The organism is Mesorhizobium sp. M7A.F.Ca.CA.001.08.2.1 (assembly GCF_003998455.1).
GTDB classification, from domain to species: domain Bacteria; phylum Pseudomonadota; class Alphaproteobacteria; order Rhizobiales; family Rhizobiaceae; genus Mesorhizobium; species Mesorhizobium ciceri.
The window spans coordinates 17,322-29,927 of sequence record NZ_RZPW01000006.1 but is presented as its reverse complement, the minus strand read 5'-3'; the positions used below and the strand labels follow the sequence as shown (position 1 = coordinate 29,927).

The following is a 12,606-nucleotide window of genomic DNA, read 5'->3' as shown; positions in this document are numbered from 1 at the left end:
AATATGGGGGGACGAAAATGAGCGGCATGGGGCGTGAACTCTCGCTGGCGAGCATGATCCAGCATTTCACCTGGTCGAAGACCGTCATCGTCAACACGTCGGCTGCCTGACCGGGAGAATGCTCAAGTGAAAACCGTCGCTTTCCTTGGTCTTGGCAATATGGGTCAACCAATGACCCGCAATCTGGTCCAAGCCGGCTTTCCAGTCATCGGCTTCGACCCGTCTTCGGTCGCACAGGACGCGGCTGAGAAGCAGGGCGTGAAACGTGCCACCTCCGCCGCCGAGGCGGCTTCATCGGCCGATGTGGTTATCACCATGCTTCCGACCGGAGACAATGTCCGCGACGCCTATCTTGGAGCGTCGGGTGTCATCGCGGCATCCCGCAAGGGTGCGCTCTTGATGGATAGCAGCACGATTTCATCGACCGTCACGGTGGAAATCGCCGCTGCCGCCCGCGCCGCCGGCCGGCGCATGATCGATGCACCGGTTTCAGGCGGGACGCCGCGCGCCCATTCCGGCACTTTGACTTTCATGGTCGGCGGCGAGGCCACGGATGTCGAGCATGCCCGCCCTCTCCTGGAAGCAATGGGACAGCGCATCTATCATGTCGGGGCTTCGGGAGCGGGCCACACGGCGAAGCTCTGCAACAACATTCTGTCCGGAATATGCATGGCGGGAACTGTCGAGGCGCTGGCACTCGGTGTCGCCAATGGTCTCGACCCAGCAATCCTCAGCGATGTGATGCGCAACTCCTCGGGCAACAATTACGCGCTCGAGCGCTATCACCCATTCCCGGGCCTGATGGAGAATGTGCCCTCTGCCAACGGTTTTGCCGGCGGTTTCCGCTCGGATTTCCAGTTGAAGGACATGCGGCTCGCCAAGGAACTGGCGAACAGCTCGAAAGTCCTGGCAGCGATGGGAAATCTGGCAACAGAGCTCTTCGCCATCCATTGCCAGAATGGACATGCCGGCGAGGATTACTCGAGCATCATCAAACTGGCGCTCGATCTCGACAGCTACTTCGAAGGCAGGACGACGGAAGGGGCGACCAAGTGATCCGCAAACTCAAAGAGGGGCGCGATCCGAGCGCCGTGGCAGCCGATCAGGCCACCGTCAGAGCCACTGTAGAGGGCATCATCGCAGATGTCCGTGCGCGTGGCGATGTTGCGGTGCGCGAGCTTTCGATCCGCTTCGACAAATGGGACCGCAAGGATTTTCGCCTTACCGATGCGGAAATACGCGCCTGCCTTGCGGAACTGTCCGAACAGAACCTGAGCGACATCCGCTTCGCGCAGGAACAGGTTCGCAACTTCGCGCAGCATCAGCGCGAAGCGTTGCGCGATATCGAGATCGAGACCCTGCCGGGCGTTGTTCTTGGGCACAAGAACATCCCCGTTCAGTCCGTCGGCTGCTATGTGCCAGGCGGAAAATATCCATTGCTGGCCTCGGCCCATATGTCGGTCATCACGGCCAAGGTTGCCGGCGTGCCGCGCATCTTCACGGCTGCGCCGCCTTACGAGGGGCGACCTGCCGCGGCGATCGTTGCGGCCCAGCACCTGGCAGGCGCGGATGAAATCTACTGTCTCGGCGGTGTGCAGGCCGTAGCCGCCATGGCACTGGGCACACAAAGCATCCAGTCCGTTGCCATGCTGGTCGGTCCAGGCAACGCCTTTGTGGCGGAAGCCAAGCGCCAGCTCTATGGGCAGGTCGGCATCGATCTCTTCGCCGGTCCGACGGAAACCCTGGTCATTGCCGATGACAGCGTCGACGCCGAGCTATGCGCGACCGACCTTCTCGGCCAAGCCGAGCATGGTCCCAACTCACCGGCAGTCTTGCTGACCAATTCAGAGGCCCTCGCCAAAGCCACGATCGCAGAGGTCGAAAGGCTGCTGAACATCCTGCCGACTGCCGTAGTCGCCCGTCGCGCATGGGAGGATTACGGCCAGGTGATCCTGTGTTCGACAGAGGACGAAATGGTCGGTGAAGCAAACCGCATCGCATCGGAACATGTGCAGGTGATGACTCGCGATCCGGATATCTTCCTCGAGCGGATGACGAACTACGGGGCGCTGTTTCTCGGGCCGCGAACCAATGTCGCCTATGGCGACAAGGTGATTGGAACCAACCACACGCTGCCGACGGCGGGAGCCGCCCGTTACACCGGCGGCCTTTGGGTCGGCAAGTTCCTGAAGACCGTTACCTATCAACGCGTCCTGACCGATGAGGCCTCGGCAATGATCGGCGAATACTGTTCGCGCCTTTGCATACTTGAAGGATTCGCCGGCCATGCCGAGCAGGCAAACGTTCGTGTCCGTCGCTATGGCGGGCGCAACGTCCCCTATGCGGCCGCCGCTGAATAAATCGCGATAAATCGCGGCGACGACTGCGGATGCCGGAAGAGGAGCTGGCATCCAATCTGAGACGGGTCGTCCCGAGACGGAGAGGAGACAGACGTGACTGATATGCCGATGGTGGATGCTCACGTCCACTTCTGGAATCCCGAGCAGAACTATTATCCGTGGCTCAACGATCGGCCGCTGATCCCATTCCGCTATGGCGACTACTCCTCGATATGCCGGCCGTATCTGCCGGCCGACTACAAGCGGGACGCTGCCGGCCACCACGTTGTCAAGACGGTCTATATCGAAGCCGAGTGGGATCCGAGTGATCCAATCGGCGAGATGGATTATATCGCCTCCCTTCGTCGTGAGACGGGGTGGCCTAACGTCGCGGTCGGCCAGGCATGGCTCGACCGGGGCGACCGCGCCCGGGTGCTGGAGCGGCTGGCCGGTTTCGACTTCGTACGCGGCCTGCGTCACAAGCCGAAATCCAATCCCAAGCCGGGCTCAGCCGCTCCAGGCAGCATGGTCGACCCGCATTGGGTCGAAGGTTTCGCCATGCTGTCCAGCTATGGTTTGCGGTTCGATCTGCAGACACCATGGTGGCATCTGCACGAGGCGTGCACGCTCGCCGACCGCTTCCCGCAGACGCAGATCATTCTGCTGCATTCAGGGCTGCCGGCCGATCGCAGTGCCGAGGGGATTGCCGGCTGGAAAGCGGCAATGACCGAATTCGCCAAGCGGCCGAACGTGGCGGTGAAGATCTCCGGCATCGGCCTGCCTGACCAGCCTTGGACGGTCGCCAACAACCGCGACATCGTAAGGTCGATCATCGAGATTTACGGCGTCGAGCGCTGCATGTTCGGGAGCAATTTCCCGGTCGACAGTGTGTGCGGCACGCTCGATGAGATCTTTGGTGGCTACAAGGAGATCACGGCGGATCTCGGACCCGAAGCGCAAAAGCGCCTGTTCCACGACAATGCGGTCCAATTCTATGACATCCGGTAAGCCGCGCCTTGCCTATATCGGCGTCGGCCTGATGGGCGGACCCATGGCTGCGCGCCTTGCAGGGCTTGGCTACAAGCTACGAGTCTTCGACGCGGATGCCGGCCGGCAAGCTGCGGCTATGGCTTCGGGTGCAGTTGGCGCTGCGTCGCCAAAAGACTGTGTCGAGGACGCGGATCTCGTGCTCCTCAACCTGCCGTCGCAGGCGGCAGTCGAAACCGTGGTGTTTGGCCAAGCGGGCCTGTCGGATGCTCTGCTGTCACCGCAGATCGTGGTGGATTTCTCAACCGTGTCGCCGGATTTCTGCCGGTCCATCGGTTGGCGCGTCCAAGCGGCCACGGGATGCGAATGGATCGACGCTCCGGTTTCGGGTGGTCCCTCGGCGGCAGGCGAAGGCACACTGACAATCATGGCCGGCGGCTCGGATTGGGGGATCGCACGAATCCGTTCCTTGATCCAGGACATCGGCCGCCAGTTCACCCATGTCGGACAGACAGGCATGGGTTCGGTTGCCAAGATGATCGCGCAGCTCGTGGTCGGCACGAATTATGCTGTTCTGGCCGAAGCCGTGCGCCTCGCTGAAGCGGCAGGAATGGATGCCGCGCTGCTGCCTGAATGCGTGAAATACGGCCATGCCGACGGCGTTCTGATGCAACAGCTCTATCCACGTATCGCCGCACATGATTTCGCGCCGCGGGCCTATGCGCGTCAGTTGCTGAAAGACCTCGACATGGTGCAGGAGCTCGCCCGTAGTTCGGGCACAGCAACCCCAATGTCCGGCCAAGCCGCCCAGCTCTTTCGTCTGCTTGTCACCGCCGGCCACGGCGACATCGACGGCACCGGCATCTATCGCCTCTACGAAGGCGCGCCGTCACATCTTACAGCGATCGGGGAGAGCGCGCGTGCCCAGTAATTCTTACGGATTCATCGGTCTCGGTGCGATGGGCATGCCCATGGTCAGCAAGGCTCTGGCAGCCCAGCTCAACGTCCACATTTTCGATACCAACGCTGCGGCCGTCGATGTCCTTGTCGCGCAGGGAGCAAAGCGGCAAGACAGCGCCGCCGCGGTCGCCAACGCGGTCGAGACGGTCTTCGTCAGCCTGCCAAACGCGCCGATCGTCGAGGCCGTCGCGCTGGGTGAGGCCGGCCTTATCCATGGCAAACGCATCAAGCACTATATCGATCTCTCGACCACCGGCCCGACAATGGCGCGCAAGGTCGGTGATGCGATGGCGGAACGCGGCGTATCTGTGCTGGATGCGCCCGTCAGCGGCGGACCAATCGGCGTCCGCAACGAGACGCTGGCGGTCATGGCGTCGGGGTCGGAGCAGACACTGGAACGGGCACGACCGTTCCTGGCGACATTTGCAAAGACTTTTGTCCATCTCGGCCCGGACGTCGGCAAGGCACAGATCCTCAAGCTCGCCAATAATCTTCTCACCGCAACCAGCATGGTGATCGTCGGCGAAGCGCTGGCATTCGCCGAAAAGGGCGGTATCGAGCCCGAGGATCTGTTCCGGATCATCAATGCCGGCTCCGGCCGGTCCTGGGTGTCGGAGATCGCCTATCCAAAGCATGTGGTGACACGCCGCTACGACCAGAATTTTCGCACCGAGCTCATGCACAAGGACGTGACACTTTGCATGCAGGAAGCCGAGCGTATGGGCGTGCCAATGTGGCTCGGGGCCAACGTCCGCCAGTTCTGGCAGTTCGCCATGACGCAAGGCATGGCCGACGCCGATTGCTCGCGCATCGCGGCCCTCATCGAGGGTTGGGCAGGCCTGAATATCGAAGACGCGGCCGAGGCCGCCGAATGAATTCATATGGGGAGGAGTACACCGTGATGCTGAACGACAAGACCGCCATTATCACAGGCGCCGCCTCGCCGCGCGGCATAGGCAAGGCCACGGCCCGGCGGCTTGCCGCGCAGGGCTGCCGCGTGGCGATCTTCGACCTCGACGAAGAGGCCGCCATGAATGCGGCCCGCGACATCGGCTCCGAACACATCGGCGTGGCTTGCGATGTCCGGGATCCTGCTTTTTGCCGCAAGGCAGTTGGTGACGTCATGGCCCGCTTCGGACATGTCGACATCCTGGTCAACAATGCCGGCATCAGCCAACCAGACCGGCTGATGGATATCACCCAGGAGAATTTCGACCTGGTCATCGATTCCAGCCTGCGTGGCAGCCTGAACATGGCCCAGGCTACCGTGCCTTCGATGATTGAACGGCGCTCCGGCGCGATCGTTTCGATCGGCTCGATCGCGGCCCAGATCGGCGGCGGCATTTTCGGCGGGCCGCATTATTCCGCAGCCAAGGGCGGCATCCACAGCCTCACCAAGTCGATGGCGCGTGAACTGGCGCAGCACAATATCCGCGTCAACGCGATAGCCCCCGGCACGATCGACACGGACATCTTTGGCGACAAGCTGACCGAAGACAAGCGGCGCGACATCGTCGTGAACATCCCGCTGGGCCGGCTCGGGACGGCTGACGATATCGCAAAAGCCTGCCTGTTCCTGGTCTCGGACCTGTCCGACTACGTGACGGGACTCATTCTCGACGTGAACGGCGGCCGATTCATGCACTGAAAAGACAGTCCGCACGGGCCTGCGGATCGATGCGACGACGAACATTGGAGGCGACGCATGCTTACGATCAATTCCGGACAAGACGAGGCTCCGCTTGCGGGTGGGGCGGTGCCTCTACCGTTTTGTCGCGAATTTCCAGCGCTTTCGTCAGGGATCGAAGGCGTGCATCGTCCCACCTGTTCCATATGGGACACCCCCCGCGAGTACCAGCCCGATGCCTTGTTGAAGTCAGGGATTAAGGATGAAGTGCTTGCCTCCTACCTGTCAGACACACGCCCGCTCTATGACGCCGCCAAGCGTTGCGTTGGCCAGCTTTCGGGAATCCTGCTTCTGCTCCAGACCGACAGCCTCGACCGCAACCGCAACGATCTCTTGCTGGCGTCGGTGACAAGGCAGTTGCGCGAGGCAACCGACCGTCTGGGTGCGGTGAAGGCGCCGCCGAAAGCGGCCCGCCACCAAGCCGCGCTCGCCGATCTGCTAGTGCTTCTCGGCCGGATACTCTCGCGGCTTGATCGTCTTGCCGATCTCATTGATCCGGCAAGTCCCGATCTCGATGCCGTCGTTGACGCGCTTTTTTTCGCGCAGCGGTCGCTGCGGATGGTTTCGGAACCTTCCGCCGGACTGACGCCCGTGGATTTCACGGCGGCCTGCTGCAACTGCCGACCCGCGAAAAACTAACCGTCTGGATCAAGGGAGGAAACCGGTGTCACTCTATTCGATCTACGTCCTCGAATACGGCTACGTGCCCGAATACCACAAGAGCGGCGTCATCTACGGCGCTCACAATGAAGGCTATGTCAAGCTGCCCTACTGCTACGCCGTCATCAAGGGAGACGGTTGGGCCGCGATGGTCGACGTCGGTTACAACGACCGCGACTACGGGAACTATCTTGGCACGCTGTTCAATGTCCAGAACTGGCGCGGACCGCGCGAGGTTCTTGCCGAAATCGGATTGACGCCGGAAGACATCAACGCGGTCTTTATCACGCACGCGCATTTCGATCATTTCGGCAATGTCGATGCATTTCCCAATGCCACCTTCTACGTCCAGAAGAAGGAACTGCAGGAATGGATCTGGGCAATGTCGCTGCCGGACCGCATGCGCTGGATCCTGTCCGGCATCGATACGGCGGATATCCTGCGCGGTGTGCAGCTGGCGCGCGACAAACGCCTCATCGCGGTCGATGGCGCCATGGAAAACGTCTTCCCCGGCATCGATCTTCACGTCGCCTATGACAGCCACACCTTCGCATGCATGTGGGTGACGGTGCGCAATGATGGCAAGACGGATTCCCAGGACACCTGGGTGCTTGCCGGTGATCTTGTTTACCAGTTCGAGAACCTGAACGGCGCCTCCGAACAGCTCAAGATCGACGACATGTATCTCCCGGTCGGCCTTGCCACCGGCAGCCAGATCAATCTGATCATGGCCACCGAAGCCATGATGAAACAGGTCGGCCATGAGTCTCGACGGGTCATACCCGTTCACGAGTCGCGGCTTGAACAGACATTCCCGTCCCGGCTCTCCAGCCAGAAGCTGCGCATCAGCGAAATCTGTCTGGCCAGCGGAGCAAGATCCGCACTGCTTTAACCAACAAGTTCAATGCCGCGAATCCGCAGAAGGACAAAACACGTGGAAAAGCCTTCAGAGAAGCCAAAGCCGGTCACGGCCTTAGGAGAAGGTGCATCCGGACCGAGCAGTTGGTTTGCCTCAGCTGGCGGACCGACCGCGGGTATCGCGGCGGCAACGCTGGTCCTGTTCGTCTTCGGCGGCCTGATCGCCCCGCAGAGTCTTGGCACCGGAGCGATGAGCGGAATGCTTCCCTTTGCCGCGATCCTGGCCCTGGTCAGCCTGGGTCAGACACTCGTCATCCAGCAGGGCGGCATCGATCTGTCCGTACCGGGGATGGTTTCGCTCAGCGCTGTCATCGTCTGTTACTTCTCAGAGAGCCAACCGAATGCCGAGGGCAGTGTCGTCCTGGCACTCTTTTACGCTTTCGCCGCTGCAGCTGTAGCGGGGCTGATTAGCGGCCTGCTCGTCAGCAAGGTTCGTGTTGCGCCCATCGTGGCCACGATCGGCATGAACGCGCTGCTCTATGGCATGAACGTCAAGATTTCGGGCGGCACGCCGGTGTCGGTACCCGGGTCGATAGCGGCATTCGCCAACGGCAAGATATTTGGCATCACGCAGCTCGCCTATTTGGCAGTAGCGATGGCTATTGTCGTCATTTTCGTCGTCAAGGCGACGACCTTCGGGCGCAATTTCGAGGCTGTCGGCGCAAACAGCCGGGCGGCACGCGCGGCGGGTATCGTCGCTGACCGCTACCAGATCGCCGCGTATGTGGGCGCGAGCCTGCTCTATGCGGCCGGCGGCATTCTGCTCGGCGGCCTTATGCAACTGCCAAGTCCGCAGCAGGGCGACAACTACCTGATGCCGTCGATCGCCGCGACGGTTCTGGGTGGAACCTCGCTGTTTGGCGGCAAGGGCAATCTGGCGGCGACCGTGATCGCCGCGCTCTTTCTCACACAGCTTCAGCAGTTGGTGCTGACGACGGGCGCCAGCATCGGCGTTCAATACCTTTTTCAAGGTGCCGCGATCCTGGTCGGGGTCGGCATCTATGGTCTGAATTTTCGTAATCTCAGGCGTGCAATCAGCCTGAGGAACAGGTCGACCGCATGATGTCGGCGGCCAAGGGAATAAAAAGTTTCAACGCTGTCCACCACGGGCAGGTTGGAGAACCGCAACCAAACTTCGTTGGGAGGAAATGATGAAGTCTTGTCTTGGAATAAACCTGTTATCGGGCGCAACGCTCGCCCTGTCGGCCTTTGCAACTGTCTCACCGCTGTCGGTCACGCAAGCCGGCGCCGCGGATTGGTGCAAGGGCATCGCCGGCGGTGTCTTCTGCGCCGAACCGGCGGCGACACCACCGAGCTTTTGCGGAACGAAGGAGATTTCTGTCGCGCTGGCAGATGGCTTCGCCCAGAACCCCTGGCGGCAGATGACGACGGCCGCAGCGATCAACGAGGCCAGCCAGTGCCCGAACGTCACCGGCTGGGATCACACAGACGGGCAAGGTAACACTCAGAAGGCGATTTCCGACCTCAGCGGTCTCGCAGCGCGCGGCGTCAACGCCATTGTCGTGTTCCCCGATGCCGGCCCAGCCATGTTGCCGGCGATCCGCGATGCCTTCAAGCAAGGCAGCACCGTCGTCCCCTACCGGGCCCGTGTCGGCGGCGAGGAAGGCAAGGATTACAGCGTTTTCGTCGGCACGAACTTCCACCAGGACGGCGTCGACTGGGGAAAATGGATGGCGAAGGCCCTCAACGGCAAGGGAAATGTCGCTTATCTCGGCGGACCTGCCGGAACCAGCCAGAGCCGTGAGCGCGCCGATGGCATCCTCGAAGCGTTCAAGGACTATCCGGGCATCGTCCAGATCGGGCAGAGGCCGTTCGAAGTGACGAATTGGGATTCCAGCATGGTCGCCAAATCACTGGGCGCGCTGATTGCCCAGTATCCGCAGATCGACGGTGTCATCGCCGACCTCAGCATGGGCGTTGTCGCCTCGGGCGTCTTCGAACGCGCCGGACGTCCACTTCCGCTTATTGCCGGTGAAGACGCCAATGTGTTCGGCTGCACCTGGAAGAAGCTGCATGACGCCGACGCGAAGTCCACCTTCCAGTACACGACAAACAGCGCCGAGCAGTGGAATGTTCGCCTGGCCGTGCGCTGGGCGATTGCCGAGGCCGCCGGCGGCAAGATGGATCAGCCGCTCGTCATAACCGATCCCAATGGCACCAAGCATACGGTGGCCGAGGCCGGTGTGAAGGAAGTGACGAACTTCCAGCTGGAGGATTCGCTTGCCGGAACGGTGTTCTGCAATCCAAAGCTCCCGGAATCCGCTTCGAATGGCACCAGCCTGACGGACGAACAAGTCCTGGCGGCCCTCAAGGGCGGTCTCTGATCTCAAGCAAAACGGGGCGGGCTCTGCCCGCCCCTTCATCCCCTCAAGGAGGATGATGGAGACACTTAGGAGGATCGAGCATGGCCACCGTCGAACAGCTTCAGCCTGACATGGCACCCCCGGCCGACGCGGTATCGGACGCCCCGTTGGGATTGCGCATGCAAGGCGTGTGGAAGCGTTTCGGCAATGTCGTCGCCGTGAAGGACATCTCGTTTGACGCGCGATGTGGCGAGGTTCATGCGCTTCTGGGAGAAAATGGCGCAGGCAAGTCGACATTGATGGGCATTGCCTCCGGGAATTTGAGCTTCGATCAGGGTTCGATCGAAATATGCGGACAAACTGTAGATCGCTTGAGCGCGGCACAGGCGCAACGGCTCGGGCTCGCCATCGTGCATCAGCACCCGGCAGTGCTTCCTGATCTGACGGTGGCTGAAAACCTGCTGCTTGCAGTTCCCGCAGCGCTTCGAACGGATTATGCGAATGCCAATGACTGGGTAGTCGCCCAACTCCATCGTGTTGGCTCTGCCGTTCATCCCAAGACCCGGCTGTGTGATGTCGACATAGCACAAAGCCAACTGATAGAACTTGCCAAGGCGCTTGCGATCGACCCGAAGATCCTCATTCTTGACGAACCCACCGCGGCTTTGACAGCCGACCTTGTCGATATCCTGTTTCGCAACGTGCGCCAAGCCGCGGCTCGCGGCGCGGCGGTCATCTACATTTCGCATCGGCTGCAGGAAATCAGACAGATCGCAGACACTGTCACCGTCATGCGTGACGGTGAAGTGAAGGGATCGGCACCTGTGCGCGATGTCAGCGATGACCAGATCCTCAACCTCATTGTCGGACGCACCGTTACCAAGCAATTTCCGCCCAAATCATCCGGTGTCATGAGTGGCGCAAGTGTTCTTGAGGTCAAAGGGCTTTCGGGCGCTGATTTCGTAGACATCAACATGTCGGCGCGTGGCGGCGAGATCGTTGGTATCGCCGGCATTACCGGAAACGGCCAGAGCGACTTCCTGCGTTCGCTGGCAGGTCTTGGAAATGCCCGTGGAGCCGTCACTCTGGATGGGAAGACCGTGCCGCTCGGCAACCCGGGTGCCGCTCGTAGTGCCGGCATTATCTATCTGTCTCCCGACCGCCAGCATGAAGGCCTTTTTCCCAGTCTTTCCGTGCGCGAAAACGGTACCATCTCGGCCCTGTCACGTTTCGCGAACTTTGGCGTCGTGGACCGTTCGCTCGAACGGCGGCAAATGGAAGCCCAGCGAGTGGACCTGAACATTCGCGCGGCATCGATCGAGCAGAATGTCGCCACGCTGTCTGGCGGGAACCAGCAAAAGACGATCCTATCACGAGCTCTCCTGGCACAGGCTTCACTCGTGCTGGCAGAGGAGCCGACAGCCGGGGTTGACGTGGGTGCCCGCGCCGAAATCTATCGCATCCTGCGTGACGTCGCTTCGCGTGGGACATTGGTGGTTATCGTCTCATCCGATATCGTCGAGCTTGAGGGCCTATGCGACCGCGTGCTGGTCTTCTCCCGTGGGCACGTCGTGGGCGAACTCTCAGGCCAAGACGTCAATGAGGCCAATATCGGCCGGACCATGATAACGGCCACCACCCATCGCAAGACCGACCAGCAAGGACGAGACAGATCCGGCACTACGCGCTCTTGGCTGCGAATGGTTGCCGCCGGCGACTATGTTCCAAGCTTCGTGCTTGCCGGGCTAATCGTGTTGCTGGGCCTGGTAGCGTCTGGCCACAACATTCGTTTCGTCTCAGGCTTCAACATCGAGAAGATCCTGTTCCTTTCCGCAGCACTGGCGTTCGTCTCCTTTGGCCAGATGTGCGCAGTGTTCACCGGCAGGATCGATCTGTCGGTCGGCCCGTTGATCGGCCTGAGCCTCGTCATCGCGTCATTCTTCCTGAATGAAGGTGCCGGCATGGGAACGATAATCGTTGGCGTGTTGGCCGTTTTTGGCGTCGCAGCCCTCGTCGGCCTGACCAACGGGACCTTGGTTCGATTCGGGAACTTCACCTCCGTCGCCGCGACGCTAGGGGTCTACATCATCATTCAGGGCATCTCGGTGTTGCTGCGGCCCTATCCCGATGGAGCCATCAGCGCCACCGTCATGGATACCATCAAAGCCACTATTGGCAGCATTCCGGTCGTGTTCATCGTCGCGTTGGTCCTGGCAATCATCCTCGAAGTCGGCTTGCGCTACAGCCGTTGGGGGATGAGCTTGCGCGCCGTTGGCTCTAACGAGAAGGCGGCGGCGCATATTGGTGTGCGCACAGGCTGGACCGTCGTCGGCGCGTTCATCGCCTGCAGCTTGCTCACAGCGCTTGGGGGCATGATGGTGGTGGCGCAGCTCGGCATCGGCGATCCCAATCAGGGCATCGAATACACGCTGGGCAGCATTGCCGCAGTGGTCCTCGGCGGAGCCAGTCTCTTTGGCGGACGCGGCAGTTTCATGGGCGTGCTGCTTGGCGCCGTCCTGATCCAGGAAGTCAATTCATCGATGGTTTTCCTGGGCCTGTCGCAAGCCTGGCAATATTGGTTCATCGGCCTGCTGACGCTGATCGCAGTGGCAGTCTATTCACAGGCCCGGTCAGCGTCCCATTGAGAGGCCGTGAAACGAACTGCCGCCGACTGGAGCACAACGACGAGTGCACGAAGATCCGAAAAAAAGGCGCGATATCTCCCCCAACC

The 12,606-nt window shown here is 61.1% G+C and carries 11 protein-coding genes; all 11 read left to right on the top strand.

What is annotated here, in order from left to right; all coding sequences use genetic code 11:
• Nucleotides 1-126 precede the first annotated feature (126 nt).
• The 11 genes from mmsB (at nt 127) to EN914_RS00975 (ending at nt 12,520) form a co-directional block, all read left to right on the top strand.
• Nucleotides 127-1,056 (top strand): 3-hydroxyisobutyrate dehydrogenase, encoded by a 930-nt coding sequence (gene mmsB / locus EN914_RS01025; RefSeq protein WP_024505474.1) that lies wholly within the window; start codon nt 127-129, stop codon nt 1,054-1,056.
• Nucleotides 1,053-2,360: a histidinol dehydrogenase gene (gene hisD / locus EN914_RS01020; RefSeq protein ID WP_024505473.1), complete on the top strand. Its 1,308-nt coding sequence runs from the start codon at nt 1,053-1,055 to the stop codon at nt 2,358-2,360. The genes mmsB and hisD overlap by 4 nt, the downstream gene beginning before the upstream one ends.
• A 102-nt stretch (nt 2,361-2,462) precedes the next feature.
• On the top strand, nt 2,463-3,347 hold the full coding sequence (locus tag EN914_RS01015; protein ID WP_032899712.1) for an amidohydrolase: 885 nt from the start codon (nt 2,463-2,465) through the stop codon (nt 3,345-3,347).
• A complete protein-coding gene (locus EN914_RS01010) occupies nt 3,334-4,257 on the top strand; it encodes an NAD(P)-dependent oxidoreductase (protein ID WP_050580541.1) in 924 nt (307 codons plus the stop codon). The genes EN914_RS01015 and EN914_RS01010 overlap by 14 nt, the downstream gene beginning before the upstream one ends.
• Nucleotides 4,247-5,161, top strand: a complete 915-nt coding sequence (locus EN914_RS01005; RefSeq protein ID WP_024505470.1) for an NAD(P)-dependent oxidoreductase — start codon at nt 4,247-4,249, stop codon at nt 5,159-5,161. Before EN914_RS01010 ends, EN914_RS01005 begins: the two co-directional genes overlap by 11 nt.
• Complete coding sequence (locus tag EN914_RS01000) at nt 5,158-5,934, top strand: SDR family NAD(P)-dependent oxidoreductase (RefSeq protein WP_407067770.1); 777 nt, start codon at nt 5,158-5,160, stop codon at nt 5,932-5,934. The genes EN914_RS01005 and EN914_RS01000 overlap by 4 nt, the downstream gene beginning before the upstream one ends.
• Nucleotides 5,935-6,156: 222 nt before the next feature.
• Nucleotides 6,157-6,612: a hypothetical protein gene (locus tag EN914_RS00995; protein ID WP_127218737.1), complete on the top strand. Its 456-nt coding sequence runs from the start codon at nt 6,157-6,159 to the stop codon at nt 6,610-6,612.
• A gap of 25 nt (nt 6,613-6,637) precedes the next feature.
• Complete coding sequence (locus EN914_RS00990; RefSeq protein ID WP_024505467.1) at nt 6,638-7,525, top strand: N-acyl homoserine lactonase family protein; 888 nt, start codon at nt 6,638-6,640, stop codon at nt 7,523-7,525.
• A 12-nt stretch (nt 7,526-7,537) separates the two neighbouring features.
• Nucleotides 7,538-8,614, top strand: a complete 1,077-nt coding sequence (locus tag EN914_RS00985) for an ABC transporter permease (protein WP_081714439.1) — start codon at nt 7,538-7,540, stop codon at nt 8,612-8,614.
• A gap of 88 nt (nt 8,615-8,702) precedes the next feature.
• Nucleotides 8,703-9,896, top strand: a complete 1,194-nt coding sequence (locus EN914_RS00980; RefSeq protein WP_164752868.1) for a substrate-binding domain-containing protein — start codon at nt 8,703-8,705, stop codon at nt 9,894-9,896.
• Between the two features lie 197 nt (nt 9,897-10,093).
• Entirely contained in the window at nt 10,094-12,520 is a 2,427-nt protein-coding gene (locus tag EN914_RS00975; protein ID WP_206521660.1) for an ATP-binding cassette domain-containing protein, read from the top strand.
• Nucleotides 12,521-12,606: the final 86 nt, after the last annotated feature.

What these genes read in the sequence shown, in the direction of transcription:
- EN914_RS00985 (WP_081714439.1), top strand. Translation starts at nt 7,538, where the DNA reads ATGCCGCGAATCCGCAGAAGGACAAAACACGTGGAAAAGCCTTCAGAG.
- EN914_RS01010 (WP_050580541.1), top strand. Translation starts at nt 3,334, where the DNA reads ATGACATCCGGTAAGCCGCGCCTTGCCTATATCGGCGTCGGCCTGATG.
- EN914_RS01015 (WP_032899712.1), top strand. Translation starts at nt 2,463, where the DNA reads ATGCCGATGGTGGATGCTCACGTCCACTTCTGGAATCCCGAGCAGAAC.
- EN914_RS00980 (WP_164752868.1), top strand. Translation starts at nt 8,703, where the DNA reads ATGAAGTCTTGTCTTGGAATAAACCTGTTATCGGGCGCAACGCTCGCC.
- EN914_RS01000 (WP_407067770.1), top strand. Translation starts at nt 5,158, where the DNA reads ATGAATTCATATGGGGAGGAGTACACCGTGATGCTGAACGACAAGACC.